This is a genomic window from Mesorhizobium sp. M0239 (assembly GCF_040321815.1).
GTDB lineage: Bacteria > Pseudomonadota > Alphaproteobacteria > Rhizobiales > Rhizobiaceae > Mesorhizobium.
Window position 1 is genome coordinate 160,957 of the sequence record NZ_JAMYSG010000009.1, and the last position, 16,377, is coordinate 177,333.

The following is a 16,377-nucleotide window of genomic DNA, read 5'->3' on the forward strand; positions in this document are numbered from 1 at the left end:
GTCGGTATCTTGCGCGGGGTCCACCTTGCGCGGATTCCCCGCCAAGGATAGCACCGACGCTGCCGAGGAACCTGGAACTTTCGACCGTGGCGGCGGTTGACCCGCAGAATAAACTCAGGGCGACGAGACTGTCGTGCCCGCCCGCTGCGAAGGAAGTTATCGCCATGAGCAATGAGAATCCCACATCGAAACCCAGCGTCCGGTCGCCAAACGCCGATGCTCTGCCGCACCCGAGACGGGACGCCAGTGACACAGATGCCGGTGCCAAGCCGCTGACGCCGAAAACCGCCGGCACATCCCGGCCATCGGCCCCGCCGCTGGACAATCCGGTTGCCAATCGAAACGCCGGGCGGCCGCGTCAGGCGAGCACCACGCCTAGGCCGACCGACAAGCCCCTGGACTAATCGAAACCGGCCTCTTGAAATTACAGCGAGTGTTTGTCGGGCCGAAGCGATGCCAGGTCGGCCAGGGTGTTGAGAAGTGCAGCGTCGCCTGCCGGTTTCGGCACGAATATGCAGTTTCGGAAGGGTGTGGGAACGTCGCGCGGCCCAAATCCGGTCATGAAGGCGAAGGGGATGCCGCGAGCCAGCAATGTTTCGGCCACGGGCAGACTTGTTTCACCGTTCAATTGAATGTCCAGCAGCGCCACGTCGGCTTTGCCTGCATCGATAAGCTGACGAGCCGCTGCGACCGACGAGACCGGGCCGATCACCGGATAACCCGCCGCACGCAGGCGAGACGCGACGTCTTCGGCGATCAGCCATTCGTCCTCGACCACCAGAACGCGCGGCCTGTCGTCGCTCACGGCGCCTCCTTGTGATTTGCCGGAAACGCGATCTGGACGCTGAGGCCGTCCTTGTGGAACGCGGTCTCGACATGGCCGCCGAGCCTGTAACCGATTTCTCCTTGCAACAAGGTCAGGCCAAAGCCGTTGTCCAAGGGCGCCTTGACAAGAGGACCGTCCTTCTCTCGCCAGCCAAATGTGAAACTGTCATCCTCGATCGACCATTGCACACTGACCTTGCCGTCGGTTTTTGACAAAGCGCCATACTTGGCCGCGTTGGTGGCCAGTTCATGAATGGCCATGCTGAGGGAAAGCCCCTGTTGCGGGCCTAATTTCACGTCTGCGCCATCGAGTTCAACCCGCTCGATGCCGAATGGTTCGAGCTCCTGCTGGAGCAATTCCCTGACCGAGGCTTCCTTCCATCTCTCCCGGGTCAGCAGGCCGTAGGCCCGCGACATGGCATGCAGGCGGCCGATCAGCGCATCCGCGAACTCCTCCTTCGTATCAGAACTTTCCCGCGTGCGGCTTGCAATGCTGGCGATCACCGCAAGCATGTTCTTGACCCGGTGGTTAAGTTCCGAGATGAGCACCTGCTGATGCTCTTCTGCCTGTGCCAGCGTGGTGACATCGACAAGTGTCACCACCACGCCCTGGATCCTGTTGCCCTTGTCCCGATAGGGATTGATGCGGACCATGTGGAACAAGCCCCTGGCATCGCGCGGCAGATGGTGATTCAGGATCTCGCCTGTCTCGAACACCTTGTCGATGTGCTGCTTCAACTCTGGGTAGTCGAGTTGGCTCGACAAATCCGTCAGCGGCCGGCCAACATCGGAGGGGCGCAGGCTGAAGAAGGATGACGCCGCCGGCGTGAAGGTGCGGACCACAAGGCTGCGGTCGAGGAAAATGGTCGCTATGTCGGTGCTTTCGAACAGGTTGCGCAGATCGCCGTTAGCGTGGTTGAGCTCTTCTATCTTGGCCGTCAACTCGGCATTGATCGTGTTGAGTTCCTCGTTGAGCGACTGCATCTCCTCCTTCGAGGCTTCGAGTTCCTCATTGGTGGATTGCGCCTCCTCATTGACGGAGACGAGTTCCTCGTTCGACGATTTCACCTCCTCCAGCGCGGTCTCGTATTCCTCGATCATCGATTGCAGGCGCTCTCTGGTATCGCGCAGTTCCCGCTCGAGATCGGCGGTGCTGTCACTGTCACGGCTGCCGCCGTCTTCCTCTGAGCGGGCCTGCGTCGGGCCCGACGGCTCGAAAAGGACAAGGTAAAGCGGCTCGCCGTTGCCGCGTTCCGCGAGCGGCTCGATCGTCAGCCTGATCGGCTGGACCCGTTCGTCGTCTTCCTCCACGGTGAGGTTTTCCCGCACCACTGTGCGGCGCGTGGTCGTCGCTTCGCGCAGTGCGGCGCGGAGATCCAGCCGCAGCCCACGCCTTGCCATCGTCAGCAACTGCCGGCTGGGAATCCCTTGTGGCGCTTCGAGATATCTGCCGGTCCTGGCCGAATAATAGACGACATCGCCCTCGGCGTTGACCAGGACATGCGGCGGCGCGAACCGTTCCAGCACCTGCGCCTCCACTGCCTGCCGCAAGGGATAGCCGACAAGTCCCTTCTTCGAGCCGGCGCTTTCGGATGGGAAGACGCTGGAATGACTTTCCCCGATCAAGGCCGGCAGTCTGATGTGCGGTGAGGCATGCTCCCGCGCATGGAAGATGCGATGTTTCTTGTCGACGGTGGCGAACAGATCGTCGTGCTGCCCGACGCTTTCGGAGGTGCCAAGGAAAAGGTAACCGCCGGGCTTCAGCGCATAATGGAAGACAGGGATGACGCGGTTTTGGATGATCGGGCCGAAATAGATCAGCAGATTGCGGCAGGAGACCAAGTCCATGCGCGAGAAGGGTGGATCGCGAATGACGCTGTGCGGCGAGAAGATGCACAGTTCGCGTATCGCATTGCTGATGACATAGCTTTCGCCATCGCCGTTGAAAAACCGCTGTTTGCGTTCGGGAGAAAGACCTTGCAGCAAGGCTTCCGGATAGCGTGCCGCCCGCGCCACCGCCAGCGCCGGCTCGTCGATGTCGGTGGCGAATATCTGGACGCGCGGAACGACCGTAAGCTTCTCCATGTGTTCGCGCAGCAGGATGCCGATGGAGAACACCTCCTCGCCCGTGGCGCATCCGGGAACCCAGACCCTGACGGTGTCGCTGGCGGTCTTGCCTTCGAACAGCTGCGGTATGATCTTTCGCTCGAGCAACTCGAAGGCATCGGGGTCGCGAAAGAAGTTGGTGACATTGATCAGCAGATCGCGAAAAAGGTTCATCACCTCGCGAGCATCCTTCTTCAGCCAGTCTATATAAGCGCTGATGGAATGGACCTGGGCGATCTGCATGCGCCGCTTCACGCGGCGCAGGAATGTCTTGGTCTTGTAGCCCGAGAAGTCGTGGCCGGAGTGGCTGCGCAGAATGGCGTATATCTGTTCTCGCACCTTATCGATGTCGGCCGTGTGGTCGCCATCTTCTTCCGCCAGCCCTTCCAGCGGGTCGAAGCCGCGGGCGAAAGCCTCCAGCTTCGCCCCGATCTCCTCGGCGGGCACAGCGACATCGACGAGTCCGCTGGCAATAGCGCTCTGCGGCATGTCGGGATTGCGCGGCCCGTAGCCGTCCGGCGCTTGCGCGACGGTAAACCCGCCCCGCTCCTTGATGGCCTTGGCGCCCAGGGTTCCATCGGAGTCGCCGCCCGACAGGATGACGCCAACGGCATATTCGCCCTGGTCTTCACCCAATGCGGCGAAGAAGATATCGATGGGCTTGCGCTCCTGGGTAAGCCCATTCGGCCGGCGGAGGTGCAGCACCCCCGATTCAATGGCCAATGTCACGTTTTGCGGCATCACATAGACGTGGTCAGGTTCAACCACCATGCCGTCCTCGATCACAATGACAGGCATGTCGGTGTAGCGGCTGATGACCTCGTGCAACAGGCTTTCGCGCTTGGGGCTGAGATGCGTGATGATGACGAAAGCCATACCAGGCTGACCGGCCACGCCTTTGAACAGACCTTCCATCGCGGGAATGCCGCCCGCGGACGCGCCTATGCCCACGATGGGAAACCTTTTCGGTTGGGCTGTCACGTCATGTCCCCCTTTCGCCGACCCGACCTGAAATCCCCTCAAGGCCGGCGGACAGGACACAACCATATAGCGCGCAAGACGGATGGAACAAGACGTCAGGGATGACGTTGAACCCGATATCAATGGTGGTTCAATGACAAAACGATCTGCTGACATAAAACTCCCGACGCCGGTGGTATCAGGGGAGCCTGGATCGCTTGGAAGTTCCCATGCTGGGGCCGTCCCGGATCGCATGCTGGCGCTTACGAGACGGTTGCAGGCGGCCTTGGACGACAGAATTCGGAAGGCAAATCCGCTGCATTCTAATCTCCGTTCCAAGAAAGGATGACGACGTGCGCGACCTGCGGGGGCTGCATATTCTGATAGTCGAAGACGAATGGGCGATGGCGGGAGATCTTGCGCGGTTTTTCAGCAATATGGGTGCCATCATCCTCGGTCCCGCTGCAACCGTCGAACAGGCATCCAAACACACCGGGACGGCTGAAGCTGCAATCCTCGACGTCAATCTCAATGGCCGACGCGTGTTTCCAATCGCCGATGAGTTGATGCGCCGGGGTGTCCCCTTCGTGTTCTTCAGTGGCGATGACGACATCGCCATTCCCGATCATCTCCGCTACGCCAGCAATTTGCGGAAATCCTCGGGCAGCCAGGCGGTGTTCAACGCGCTCTTTCCCCCGCAGGCATCTGGGCGAGCGGCCCCCGTGCCGGACCCCTCCGACGACGTCTTCGCGCTTTTGCCCAAACTGCGACTTGCGGCGCGCCTTTTGCTGGCAGACGTCGAGGCATCGGATCGGCTCGTCGAGAGGACGCTCGAGCAAGCGATCCGGGATGTCGACCGCAGACAGCTTGGTCAATCCACTGAAAACTGGCTCAACGGCATCATGCAAGAGATGGCGAAAACCCGCGGCGCAAAACTGATGCATTAGTTTGCCTTCCAAGAAAACTTGGCCGTACAGATAGGCCATTTGACCGGCGTCATCAGCCCTTCTGATTGCGCTCGACGAACTTGTTGAAACGGCTTGCTTTCCCCTCACCGGTCTTGGCCTGATACAGAAAGGCCAGATCATTCTCGTCGAATATCCGGAAGAACTCGTCCCATTCGACGGGCTCGAATGCTTCCTCGGGCTCGCCGAAGTCGATCCGCAGGATGCCGCCCTCGCCTTTGGTGCGCACCACTGCCGGCCGGCCATCCCGCTCCTCGGCCCATTTGCGAATTTCGTCGTGGTTGGTGGTCGTTTGCGACTGAGACATTGAAATCTCCTTTGATCATCACGTTGCCACATAGGACACGCGGGCTGTCGGGCGTCCTAACAGCACAAGCACGTCAATGTTCCAGCACCGCGCCGTGATCGCGCTGCGCCGGCTCCCAATGGGACCGGCCAAAGGAACTTTGTTGAAGCAAGGGAACAAACCTTTTGCCGAAAAGTTCGGGGCGCCGAGGTTACTTGTCTGAGGAGTCGTCGTGAAACGCATATTGGTTACAGGAGGCTGCGGCTTCATCGGCCGGCATGTCGCACAGGAACTCGTCGAGCAGGATTATTCGGTTCGCATCCTCGATGCGCTGCTGGAGCAGGTGCATGCGGGCGAAGCCGTCGCGCTTCCCGCTGGAACCGAGCTGATCAAGGGCGATGTCCGGGACCGAGAGGCGGTCGCCAGTGCGCTGGAAGGTGTCGACGCGGTCATTCATCTGGCGGCGGAAGTCGGCGTCGGACAATCGATGTACGAGATCGCGCGCTATGTCGGCGCCAACGATCTCGGCACCGCAACGCTGCTCGAGGCGCTGATCAAGCACCCGGTCGAACGGATCGTCGTCGCCTCGTCGATGAGCGTCTATGGCGAAGGGCTCTATGCAACGCCAGACGGCCGGCGTGTCGACAATGCTCGGCGCAAGGCGAGCGACATCAGGAGCGGGCAATGGAACCCGCTGTCGCCAGAGGGAGACGCCCTCTCGCCGCTGCCGACGGACGAAGAAAAGCCGGTCGATCTCGCCTCCATCTATGCGCTGACAAAATACGCACAGGAACGCGCCGTGCTGATCTTCGGCGAAGCCTATGGCGTCGATGCGGTCGCGCTGCGCCTGTTCAATGTCTTCGGCGCCGGCCAGGCGTTATCCAATCCCTATACCGGCGTGCTTGCCAACTTCGCTTCGCGTCTCGCCAACGGCCAACGGCCAATGATCTTCGAGGATGGAGAACAGAAGCGCGATTTCGTCCATGTGCATGACGTCGCCCGTGCCTTTCGCCTTGCGCTGCAGCAACGCCAGGCAAGGGGTCATGTCATCAACATCGGCAGCGGCCGCGCCTATGCGATCAGCGAAGTCGCGCGATTGCTGGCCGAGGCCATGGGGACACCGAACCGCTCGCCGGAACTGCTCGGCAAAGCCCGCTCCGGCGATATCCGGAACTGCTTCGCCGATATCTCCAAGGCCCGTGAGCTGCTCGGTTTCGAGCCGGTGCGGCAACTGGAGAATTCGCTCGGCGAGTTCGTTTCCTGGGTGCGTAACACGTCCGCCGTCGACCGCGGCGCCGACATGAAGCGCGAGCTCGAAGAACGTGGGTTGGTGTCATGAACACACGCAATCGACGCGACGCGCCGGTCGCCATCATCGGCGGCAGCGGCTTCATAGGATCGAACCTCGCCGACAGCCTGTTGTCGGATGGCGAACCGGTGCTGGTGATCGACAATCTCAGCCGTCCGGGCGTCCAGCAGAACCTTGAATGGCTGGCGCAAAAACACGGTGGTCGCCTCACGGTGGAGACGATCGACGTGCGGGACGCCAACGCACTGGCGCCTGTCTTGATGGTTTCCAGGGCAATTTTCCATCTGGCCGCGCAAACCGCCGTCACCACAAGCCTGGTCCAGCCGGGCGAGGATTTCGACATCAACCTTCGCGGAACGTTCAACGTTCTGGAGGCGGCGCGACTGAGCGGTGAGCGCATCCCTGTAATCTTTGCCAGCACCAACAAGGTCTATGGCAGCCTGCCCGACGTCGCGGTCCGCGAGGACGGCGATTGCTATGTGCCTTGCGACAGCGTCATCCAGGCGAACGGCATCGATGAGGCTCGGGGCCTGGACTTCTGCACGCCCTACGGTTGCTCCAAAGGCGCGGCGGATCAGTATGTGCTCGACTATGCCAAATCTTACGGCATGCCGACGGCGGTTCTGCGGATGAGCTGCATCTATGGACCGCGCCAGTTCGGAACCGAGGACCAGGGCTGGGTCGCACACTTCCTGCTCAGCGCGCTGACGGGACGCCCAATCACCATTTACGGCGACGGCAGGCAAGTGCGCGATATCCTGCATGTCTCCGATGCCGTCGCCGCCTACAGGGCCGTGCTCGATCGCATCGAGACCACCAAAGGCCAGGCATTCAATCTTGGCGGCGGCCCGGAAAATGCGGTCAGCCTGCGCAGGTTGTTGAGCGAAATCCGTAGCCTGACCGGCCATGATCTTTCAATCCGCCATGATGGGGAACGCACCGGCGACCAGCCCTTCTTCGTCGCCGACACCCGCAAGATCAAAACCGCGCTTGGCTGGATGGCCCATGTTTCATGGCGCGAAGGCATCCGCGACCTTGCCGACTGGCTGCGCCGCCATCGGCTCGAGCCTCGCCCTGAAGCCGTGAGGTACGTTGCATGAAAATCGCCCTGGTAAACCCGTCCTGGACGTATGACGACAGCATTTATTTCGGCTGCCGCCAACCGCATCTGCCGCTGGAACTCGGCTATTCGAAGGCCCTGCTCGAAGCCGCCGGACATCAGGTGCTGATGCTGGATGGCCAGTTGCAGAAGCTCGATAATTCCGGTCTCTGCGAGCGGGTGGCTGATTTCGCCCCGGCTATGACCGTCGTCAGTACCGCCCCGACCTATCTGTTCTGGCGCTGCGCACCGCCGGAATTGCGTGTGCCGGCCGATTTCCTCAACCGTCTGGCCGGGCGCGGTGGACGCACGGTCGCGGTCGGGCCGCACGGCTCTGCAACGCCGGCGCCGACCTTGCGCAAGCTCGGCGTCGACATCGTCGTGCGCGGCGAATGCGAAGAAGTCGTCGAGCAACTTGCCCGGCGCGACGATTGGAGCGCCGTGCCCTCAACCGCTTATCTGCGGGATGCCAGGGTTGTTTCGAACGGCGGCGTCCACGCCAGCTCGTTTGTCGATCATCCGCCACTCGAATGGCCAGCGGACTGGATCGCAGCCCATGCGCATCACCATCACAGGTTTGACGACAGTCAGGTCGGGTTCGGCGCGGAAGTCGAGGCATCGCGCGGCTGTCCCTACAATTGCAGCTTCTGCGCCAAGATCGATTTCCGTGATGCCTATCGCCGTCGAAACCACGAAGCGGTGGTAGCGGAGATCGATCGGCTGATTGCCCAAGGTGTCGGCTACATCTACTTCATCGACGAGATCTTCCTGCCGCAAAAAGCGTTGCTGGAAGCCTTGGTCGATCGCGACGTGAAATTCGGCGTACAGACCCGCATCGATCTGTGGAAGCCCGAGCTGCTGGAATTGCTGGGCGCCGCGGGCTGCGTCTCCATCGAGGCCGGTCTCGAAAGCCTGACCGTCGAAGGCCGGGCGATGCTGGCCAAGCGCTGCCGGCTGGGGACCGAGGAACTCGCCGCGCTGCTCGTCGATGCCAGACGTCACGTTCCATTCGTCCAGGCCAATCTGATCGGCGTGGTCGAGGATGATCCCGCCCTGGTCGAGCACTGGCGAACCCACCTGATCGACCACGGCGTATGGGCCAACGAACCTGTGCCGCTTTACCCGTATCCAAGTTCGCCCAGCTACCGCGAGCTTTGGGGCGAACCCGACGACCTTGCCTGGGAACGCGCCCATGACCACTACCTCGCATCTTTCCAGAAATTCAGTGACATCCAGGAGAGGCGGCCGCGGCCGCTGGCGGAACTGGAGGCGACATGTTGCGGACACTGACGCCGCGCTCGCGGCGCATCCTGATGACCGTCGATGCCGTGGGCGGCGTATGGCGCTATGCCCTCGATCTGGCACGGGAACTTGTGAACGGCGGCGACAGCGTGGTGCTTGCCGGCCTCGGTCCACAACCGTCGAGGCAGCAAGCCGAGGAGGCGGAGGCTTTCACGACGCTGATCTGGTTGAGTACGCCGCCGGATTGGATGACCCGCGACGGCGGCGACCTCGACGCGCTGCCGCGGGAATTGCTTGCGCCCATGCGCGACCACGCCATCGACCTTGTCCATTTCAACGCGCCGACGCAGGCATCGGGATTCGATGCGCCATGCCCAGCCGTGGTGGTCTCCCATTCCTGCGTGACGACATGGTTCCACGCCGTCAGGAAACAGGCAGTGGATGGCGCATGGGCCTGGCAGAAGGAGCGCAACAGGCGCGGCTTGGATCGGGCCGACGCAGTCATTGCGCCGAGCCGCAGCCACGCCGACATGCTTGAGACCTGCTACGGCCCGATCGCGCGCCTGCACGTCGTGGCGAATAGCGCCCGCCCCGTCCCGAGAGCCGAAAAGCGTCAACCGCTCGTCTTCGCCGCCGCCCGTTGGTGGGACGAGGGCAAAAATGCGGCGGTGATCGACCAGGCCGCGTCACTGACGCAATGGCCCATCTTTGCCGCCGGTTCGATGCACGGTCCCAACGGCGGGCGTGCCGGCTTCAGCTATGCCGTTCCTCTGGGAGCACTGCCGTCTCACGAGGTGCGCTCCTTGATGGCGCGCGCCGGTATTTTCGTGTCGCCATCGATCTATGAGCCATTCGGTCTGGCCGCGCTGGAAGCTGCCATGTCGGCAACGCCACTGGTGCTTTCCGACATCGCAACCTATCGCGAACTATGGGACGGGGCCGCGATGTTCTTTGATGCGCGCAATCCGCACGACCTCACTGCCTGCCTCAATCGTCTCTCCAGCGACGCCGAATTCAGGCGGGAGCTCGGCCAGGCAGCCATGCGACGGAGCCGCCGGTTTACACTGGTCAGGCAAGCGGCTGCCATGCGAGGCGTCTACGACAAGGCGGCCCTGGCCATGGCGGGGCGCTGACCATGCGCTTTCTGTTCTACACCCACTCGGTCGTTTCCGACTGGAACCACGGCAATGCCCATTTCCTGCGCGGTATCATGCGGGAACTGGTCGCGCGCCGGCACCAGGCGGTCGCGCTGGAGCCCGCGGACGGCTGGAGCCGTTCGAACCTGCTGGCCGAGAAGGGATCCTTCGCTATCGAACGCTTCCGCAAGGATTTCCCAGAACTGATGCCGGTGACCTACGATGCCGGGTTCGATCACGAAGCGTGGATCGCTGAGGCCGACGTTGTGATCGTTCATGAGTGGACGGATCCGGAGCTTGTCGCACGCCTCGGCCGTGCCCGGGCCGCTGGCGGCAACTTCATCCTTCTGTTTCATGACACCCACCACCGGGCCGTATCGGCCACCGAGGCAATCTCGGCGCTGCGGTTGGAGCACTATGACGGCGTTCTCGCCTTTGGCGAGGCCTTGCGCGAGAGCTATCTGCGCGCCGGCTGGGGCAAGCGCGTCTTCACCTGGCATGAAGCCGCGGACGATCGCCTGTTCAAGCCGCACCCGGAGATCCACGTCACGTCCGATCTGGTCTGGATTGGAAACTGGGGCGACGATGAACGAACCGTCGAACTCAGGGAGTTTCTGATCAAGCCGGTCCGCGATCTCGGCCTCGAGGCCACGGTGCACGGCGTCCGCTATCCCAAGCCGGCGCTCACGGACCTAGCCGCCGCCGGACTGCGCTATGACGGATGGATCGCCAATGCCGACGTGCCGAAGGCGTTCGCCGCGCATCGTGTCACCGTCCACATCCCACGGCGCCCCTATCGTGAGGGTTTGCCCGGAATTCCGACGATCCGCATGTTCGAGGCGCTCGCCTGCGGCATTCCGCTGATTTCAGCACCATGGTCCGATGTCGAGCAGCTGTTCAGGCCCGGCGTCGACTTTCTGTTTGCCCACAATGGCTCGCAAATGCGGCAACACCTGCGGGCGGTATTGGCCGATGCGGATTTCGCGGCTTCCCTGGTGACTTCGGGTCTCGAGACCATCCGCTCGCGGCACACCTGCTCGCACCGCGTCGACGAGTTGTTCGGCGTGCTCACGGAATGCACAGCCGAACACACCATCAACAAGACCACCGCAAAGGAAGCCGCCGCATGAAGATGGCATTCTACGGATCGAGCCTCATGTCGTCCTACTGGAACGGTGCCGCGACTTACTATCGCGGGTTGCTGAAGGCGCTTTCCCAATTGGGCTACGAAATCACCTTCTATGAGCCCGACGTCTACGACCGGCAGAAGAACCGCGACATCGAGGCGCCTGACTGGTGCACTGTGGTCGTATATGAAGCGACCCAGCACGCACTGATGCAGGTCGCGGCACGCGCCGCCAGCGCCGACATCGTCGTCAAGGCGAGTGGCGTCGGTTTCGAGGACGAGGCGCTGCTGCGCGCCGTCCTCGACCACGCCCGCAGCGACGCGCTGGTGGTATTCTGGGACGTGGACGCTCCAGCAACCCTTGCCCAGCTGCGCGACGAACCGGACCATCCGCTCCATGGCGCCCTGCAAGAAATCGACCTTGTGCTGACCTATGGCGGCGGCGACCCCGTCGTCTGGGCCTACCGTGCCATGGGGGCGAACGAATGCGTGCCGATCTACAATGCGCTCGATCCCCAAACGCATCACCCGGTCGCCAGCAATGCGCGTTTCGCTTGCGATCTGGCGTTCCTGGGCAACCGGCTGCCGGATCGTGAGGCACGCGTCGAAGCGTTCTTCCTCGATCCCGCAAGCCAGCTTCCGAAACAGCGTTTTCTGCTCGGCGGATCTGGCTGGGGGGACAAGCCGCTTCCCGCCAACGTCGGCTGGCTTGGTCACGTTGGCACCCGCGATCATAATGCCTTCAACGTCACACCCAAGGCAGTGCTGAACATCAGCCGCGACAGCATGGCCGTAAACGGTTTTTCACCGGCCACGCGTGTCTTCGAGGCGGCTGGCGCCGGTGCCTGCCTCATCACCGACGCATGGCTGGGCGTGGAACTGTTCCTGAAACCAGGCGAGGAGATCCTGGTGGCACGCGACGGCGGCGATGTCGCCGAGATCATGCGCTCGCTGACCTCCAGTCGTGCAAAAGCAATCGGCCAGGCCGCACTTTGCCGCGTGCTGGCCGACCATACCTACGCGCTGCGGGCGGACGTGGCCGATGCCGTCTTCAAACGTCATTTCGAGCAGGGGACCGTGGAGGCAGCGGAATGACCAAGCAATTGAACATCGTCTTTCTCGGCCTGTCGCTGTCCTCGTCCTGGGGAAACGGCCACGCCACGACGTTTCGAGGCCTGCTGAAAGGTCTGCACGAACTCGGCCACCGCGTGACCTTTCTGGAGCGCGACGTGCCGTGGTACGCCAACCACCGCGATCTGCGAGATCCGGATTTCTGCGCCTTGCGCTACTACGAAACCACTGCGGAGTTGCAACGCGACTACGCCCGGTGCCTGGAGCAGGCCGACATCGTCGTCATCGGCTCCTTCGTGCCGGAAGGGCGCGTGGTCATCGACATCGTCGCTTCATTTTGCAAGGGGCGCTTCTGCTTCTACGACATCGACACACCGGTGACCGTGGCGCAGCTTTCGGCCGATGATTGCGATTATCTGAGCTGGCGGCAGATTCCGTATTTCGATGTCTACTTCTCGTTCACCGGCGGGCCGATGCTTGGCCATCTGGTGGAGGAGTTCGGCGCGCGCCGAGCCGAACCGCTCTACTGCTCGGCCGACCCGGAACGGCATCACCGGACCGGCGATCCGATCCGCTGGGATCTCGGCTATCTCGGCACCTACAGCGCGGATCGGCAGGCAACGCTGAACGCGCTGCTGCTCGAACCCGCACGGCATATGCCGGACCGCCGTTTCGTCGTAGCGGGCTCGCAATACCCATCCGACATCACCTGGCCGGACAATGTCGAACGCATCGAACATTTGCCGCCCGCCGATCATGCCGCGTTCTACAGCCGTCAGCGCTACACGCTGAACGTCACACGCAGTTCCATGATCGCTGCCGGATGGTCGCCCAGTGTGCGCCTGTTCGAAGCGGCTGCTTGCGGCACGCCCATCATCAGCGATCGCTGGCCAGGGCTCGACAGCTTCTTTCCCGCATCGGCGATCCACACCGCCGGAGAAACGGACGCTGTCGTCGAGATCCTCTTCGGCGAGTCCGAGCGCACACGCCGGGCCATGGCCCGCCGGGCCCGCGAACGCGTCCTCGCATTCCACACCGGTGCGGCCAGGGCCCGCGAATTCGTGGCGGCGTTGACACAGCCAAGGGCGGCGGCCCTCGATTTCGACATCGGAAGCGCAGCATGACCGGCATACAGGAGAAAACGACGATGCGACAAAAAAGAAACGCGCAAAGGGCAAAGGCAGTGCTTGTTGCCGGCGGTGCGGGATTCCTCGGTTCGCATCTTTGCGAAGCATTGCTCCGCGACGGCTGGCGCGTGATCTGCGCCGACAATTTCCTGACTGGGCGCATGGAGAACATCATCTCGATCATGGACCAGCCGGGTTTCCGATTGATCGAGCAGGACATCTGCCGGCCATTGGATCTCGGCGAGCCCGTGGAGCGTATCTTCAATCTGGCATGCGCTGCCTCGCCGCCGCGTTACCAGGCCGACCCGATCCACACCACGCGAACCTGTGTGATCGGCACGCTCAACCTGCTTGAACTCGCTGCCCACAATAACGCGCGGCTGCTACAGGCCTCGACGAGCGAAGTGTATGGCGATCCGGAGCAACATCCTCAGAAGGAGGACTATGTTGGCCATGTGAACTGCACCGGCCCACGCGCCTGCTACGACGAGGGCAAGCGCACCGCCGAAACGCTTTGCTTCGACTATCTTAGAGCCGGCAAAGCCGACGTGCGCGTCGCGCGCATCTTCAACACCTACGGTCCGAGAATGGATCCGGCGGACGGCCGCATCGTCTCGAACCTGATCATGCAGGCGCTCGAGAAACGTCCTCTGACGATCTTCGGCGACGGCTTGCAGACGCGATCCTTCTGCTACGTCTCCGATCAGATTGATGGATTGAGGCGACTGATGGATATCGATCCCAATCCGGGCAAGCCGGTCAACCTGGGCAATCCCGGAGAATTCAGCATCGTGCGACTGGCGGCGTTGGTAAAGGCGATGACCGGCACCAAATCGGATCTGAGATTTCTGCCGCTGCCGCAAGACGATCCTCGGCGCAGGCAGCCCGATATTTCGCGTGCAAAAGCGCTGCTCGGCTGGACACCGAAGGTGCCCCTCAACGAAGGGCTCAAGCTGACGATCGATTATTTCGCGGCGCTCGAAGGCAGTCGCATCGGCGATCAGATGACAGGCTTTGCCAAAAGGGCGAGACCCGCATCCGGCGGGCTGCAGAACCTTCCGGCATGATGCGAGCCGGCGGTCGAATCTTTCCCGAGATCGTGCGGAACATCCGCCCAAGCTTGTGGTTTGGCGGGAGGACCCGATACGGAGGATCATCCTCATGCAACCCAAGCGACCCGCGAGGGATATCGACCAGATGGCCGAACGCGAGACGGCTGCCTATCTGCGGCGCGCCTCGATCACCTATCTCGAGTGCTGCGTCAGCCTGATGATGACGCATCTCCAGCGGGAGGAAGTGGCCACTATTCTCGAGCAGGAAGCAGACATGTTGCGAAGGCTGGACTGATCGGAACGATCATGCCCGGCATTCGTCCAGGAACCGTCTCAGTCGCATCCTATATCGGTCTGCCGTGGCGGCCAGCCTTGCTTTTTCCCGGCCATTTTCGGATTGCGCAGCCGTGCTCCAGAGCCCGAGCTGGAATGCCAAATAGCACGGTTCGAAAAAGCCGATGTGGCCGTTGTCGATGGCAAGCTTCATTCCTTGGACCAGGGTCCTCACATCGCTGTCGGATAGCCCGTACTCGACACGGGCGCCGGCAATGTCCCACTCAATCGGCTGGCAGCCGATCAAATCGTGTGCCCGGCAATGGTCGACAGCATCTGTCTTGAGCACCCTGCCGTCGGCACGAACGAGAAACTCCCACGGTTGTAGCTTTCCGTCGATTTCAACCCGCTGAAGCACATGCGCGGGAGTTTTTTTCGAGAGCCAACCGCGCAACGTCGCCGCGCGTTTTTCGCCCAGGGCTTCCGACGCATTGGAAACAGCCATCTCCGCGAGTGCAAGCAATGATGCACCCGGTTCGCAAGTTCGAAGATTAAGCGCACGCCAGGCCAGGTAATTTGTGAACTCCGCGATCAGCCTTTCCTTGGGCAGCGGCGCCTGATCCATCGTGGTGCCGTCAATCCACCGTTCAACCAGAAAGCCATGGCAAAGCGCGACAACTTGCGATCCGAACCCGGCTTCATGCAACATCGCCGCGGCTCGTTTCTTGCGCAGTCCGGTTTCGCCGAGGCCGGCAAATTTGACGAGCCAGCGGTCACGCCCGGCGGACGCAAGGAATTTGCGCCGCTCGGTACCGCGTGGGCTCGGCGGCCAGCGCCCTTCGTCGGTGTAGTGGGCGGCCCGCCACTCGCCGCCAGATAGTTCGGTCAGGCTTAATTCCGGCCTGCCGACCGCCTCGGCCACCCAATCGCGCAGCGTGGGAATTTTCGAGTTTTCGGAGAAGGTGCATTCAAACCCCGTCGCCACATGTTTCGGACAGCGCGACCATGTCTCCCAAGACTCCCGCGACGCTTCGGTGCCCGGGCCGCCTGAATGGCTGGGAAACAGGTGAATGCGGTCCGTATCGATACCCAGTTCACGCAGCCACACGACAACGGCATGCATCGAACTGCCGGAAAGGCCGGGACCCTCGTCGACAACGGCAAAGCGAGCCGACGGATTGTTCTTCCAGGTGGCGATCGACCGCGGATCGGCGTTGACATGCCGGCGGAAGGGATGACCGATCGGACGAACGCTGAATGGCGCCGCCGCGCCAATCGAGGCCGCCACCATAGCTGCCAGTCCAAGGCCAATGCTGCGGACGCCGATCACGCATGTGTTCGCATCGAGACCCGACTTCTGCGCCGCGTCCAAATAGCTTTCGGGATAAAGCGCATAATGCGCATAACCCTCGGCAGAGCCGGTCACAACCTCGGCCTGGCAGTCGAGCCCGGCCAGCAGTTTGAGAAGTCCCGGGTCGATGCCACCGCCGACGTCGAAACCGCTTCGCCACGACTTCGCCACCTCTGCCGCAAGTCCGACCAGCAACCTCGCGCCTTGCTGTTGTCGCGGCGAAAAGATGTCGATGCCGCTGGTTTCGAAGTCGACATCGGCAAGCGCCTGAACCAGCTCCGACACGCTGATGAACAGTCCGACCAATGCAGCGTGGCGTCGGACGCCATGAGACATCCGATCCAGGCTTTCGGCCATTTCACTTGCTGCTTCGCGAAGCTGTTGTGCGTTCTGCGTCTGCTTGTGGTCGCCGTAGACGATCATCGGTCGGTTTTCCAATGCTTGCCGTG

The 16,377-nt window shown here is 62.1% G+C and carries 14 protein-coding genes; 10 read left to right on the forward strand and 4 right to left on the reverse strand.

Annotation, left to right across the window (positions count from 1 at the left end; translation table 11 throughout):
• Window positions 1-424: 424 nt before the first annotated feature.
• A complete protein-coding gene (locus tag NKI99_RS11860; RefSeq protein ID WP_352610917.1) occupies window positions 425-805 on the reverse strand; it encodes a response regulator in 381 nt (126 codons plus the stop codon).
• Window positions 802-3,912 (reverse strand): CheR family methyltransferase, encoded by a 3,111-nt coding sequence (locus NKI99_RS11865; protein ID WP_352610919.1) that lies wholly within the window; start codon window positions 3,910-3,912, stop codon window positions 802-804. The genes NKI99_RS11860 and NKI99_RS11865 overlap by 4 nt, the downstream gene beginning before the upstream one ends.
• Before the next feature lie 332 nt (window positions 3,913-4,244).
• On the opposite strand from NKI99_RS11865, the gene NKI99_RS11870 reads away from it, so the two are divergent.
• Complete coding sequence (locus NKI99_RS11870; protein WP_352610920.1) at window positions 4,245-4,838, forward strand: response regulator; 594 nt, start codon at window positions 4,245-4,247, stop codon at window positions 4,836-4,838.
• Between the two features lie 52 nt (window positions 4,839-4,890).
• Here the strand turns inward: NKI99_RS11870 and NKI99_RS11875 are convergent, their stop codons facing one another.
• Window positions 4,891-5,163 carry a hypothetical protein gene (locus NKI99_RS11875; RefSeq protein WP_127255003.1) on the reverse strand — a complete coding sequence of 91 codons (273 nt, stop codon included), beginning with the start codon at window positions 5,161-5,163 and terminating at the stop codon, window positions 4,891-4,893.
• 211 nt (window positions 5,164-5,374) lie between these two features.
• Here NKI99_RS11875 and NKI99_RS11880 point away from each other — a divergent pair, with 211 nt between their 5' ends.
• The 9 genes from NKI99_RS11880 (at window position 5,375) to NKI99_RS11920 (ending at window position 14,599) form a co-directional block, all read left to right on the forward strand.
• On the forward strand, window positions 5,375-6,481 hold the full coding sequence (locus NKI99_RS11880) for an NAD-dependent epimerase/dehydratase family protein (RefSeq protein ID WP_352610921.1): 1,107 nt from the start codon (window positions 5,375-5,377) through the stop codon (window positions 6,479-6,481).
• Complete coding sequence (locus tag NKI99_RS11885; RefSeq protein WP_352610922.1) at window positions 6,478-7,551, forward strand: NAD-dependent epimerase/dehydratase family protein; 1,074 nt, start codon at window positions 6,478-6,480, stop codon at window positions 7,549-7,551. The genes NKI99_RS11880 and NKI99_RS11885 overlap by 4 nt, the downstream gene beginning before the upstream one ends.
• On the forward strand, window positions 7,548-8,840 hold the full coding sequence (locus NKI99_RS11890) for a TIGR04295 family B12-binding domain-containing radical SAM protein (RefSeq protein WP_352610923.1): 1,293 nt from the start codon (window positions 7,548-7,550) through the stop codon (window positions 8,838-8,840). Before NKI99_RS11885 ends, NKI99_RS11890 begins: the two co-directional genes overlap by 4 nt.
• The gene (locus tag NKI99_RS11895; protein WP_352441958.1) at window positions 8,825-9,925 is read left to right on the forward strand and encodes a glycosyltransferase family 4 protein; all 1,101 of its coding nucleotides are present in this window, start codon (window positions 8,825-8,827) and stop codon (window positions 9,923-9,925) included. The genes NKI99_RS11890 and NKI99_RS11895 overlap by 16 nt, the downstream gene beginning before the upstream one ends.
• 2 nt (window positions 9,926-9,927) lie before the next feature.
• Window positions 9,928-11,058 (forward strand): CgeB family protein, encoded by a 1,131-nt coding sequence (locus NKI99_RS11900; protein WP_023809475.1) that lies wholly within the window; start codon window positions 9,928-9,930, stop codon window positions 11,056-11,058.
• Window positions 11,055-12,149, forward strand: a complete 1,095-nt coding sequence (locus NKI99_RS11905; RefSeq protein ID WP_352610924.1) for a CgeB family protein — start codon at window positions 11,055-11,057, stop codon at window positions 12,147-12,149. The genes NKI99_RS11900 and NKI99_RS11905 overlap by 4 nt, the downstream gene beginning before the upstream one ends.
• Window positions 12,146-13,249, forward strand: coding sequence for a CgeB family protein (locus NKI99_RS11910; RefSeq protein ID WP_352441957.1), 1,104 nt, complete (start codon window positions 12,146-12,148; stop codon window positions 13,247-13,249). The genes NKI99_RS11905 and NKI99_RS11910 overlap by 4 nt, the downstream gene beginning before the upstream one ends.
• 23 nt (window positions 13,250-13,272) lie before the next feature.
• A complete protein-coding gene (locus NKI99_RS11915) occupies window positions 13,273-14,319 on the forward strand; it encodes a UDP-glucuronic acid decarboxylase family protein (RefSeq protein ID WP_023809477.1) in 1,047 nt (348 codons plus the stop codon).
• A 94-nt stretch (window positions 14,320-14,413) separates the two neighbouring features.
• A complete protein-coding gene (locus NKI99_RS11920; RefSeq protein ID WP_032900517.1) occupies window positions 14,414-14,599 on the forward strand; it encodes a hypothetical protein in 186 nt (61 codons plus the stop codon).
• A 9-nt stretch (window positions 14,600-14,608) separates the two neighbouring features.
• On the opposite strand, the gene NKI99_RS11925 is transcribed toward NKI99_RS11920, so the two are convergent.
• Complete coding sequence (locus tag NKI99_RS11925) at window positions 14,609-16,351, reverse strand: hypothetical protein (RefSeq protein WP_352610925.1); 1,743 nt, start codon at window positions 16,349-16,351, stop codon at window positions 14,609-14,611.
• Window positions 16,352-16,377: the final 26 nt, after the last annotated feature.

What these genes read in the sequence shown, in the direction of transcription:
- NKI99_RS11875 (WP_127255003.1), bottom strand. Translation starts at nt 5,163, where the DNA reads ATGTCTCAGTCGCAAACGACCACCAACCACGACGAAATTCGCAAATGG.
- NKI99_RS11885 (WP_352610922.1), top strand. Translation starts at nt 6,478, where the DNA reads ATGAACACACGCAATCGACGCGACGCGCCGGTCGCCATCATCGGCGGC.
- NKI99_RS11890 (WP_352610923.1), top strand. Translation starts at nt 7,548, where the DNA reads ATGAAAATCGCCCTGGTAAACCCGTCCTGGACGTATGACGACAGCATT.
- NKI99_RS11895 (WP_352441958.1), top strand. Translation starts at nt 8,825, where the DNA reads ATGTTGCGGACACTGACGCCGCGCTCGCGGCGCATCCTGATGACCGTC.
- NKI99_RS11900 (WP_023809475.1), top strand. Translation starts at nt 9,928, where the DNA reads ATGCGCTTTCTGTTCTACACCCACTCGGTCGTTTCCGACTGGAACCAC.
- NKI99_RS11905 (WP_352610924.1), top strand. Translation starts at nt 11,055, where the DNA reads ATGAAGATGGCATTCTACGGATCGAGCCTCATGTCGTCCTACTGGAAC.
- NKI99_RS11910 (WP_352441957.1), top strand. Translation starts at nt 12,146, where the DNA reads ATGACCAAGCAATTGAACATCGTCTTTCTCGGCCTGTCGCTGTCCTCG.
- NKI99_RS11915 (WP_023809477.1), top strand. Translation starts at nt 13,273, where the DNA reads ATGCGACAAAAAAGAAACGCGCAAAGGGCAAAGGCAGTGCTTGTTGCC.
- NKI99_RS11920 (WP_032900517.1), top strand. Translation starts at nt 14,414, where the DNA reads ATGCAACCCAAGCGACCCGCGAGGGATATCGACCAGATGGCCGAACGC.
- NKI99_RS11925 (WP_352610925.1), bottom strand. Translation starts at nt 16,351, where the DNA reads ATGATCGTCTACGGCGACCACAAGCAGACGCAGAACGCACAACAGCTT.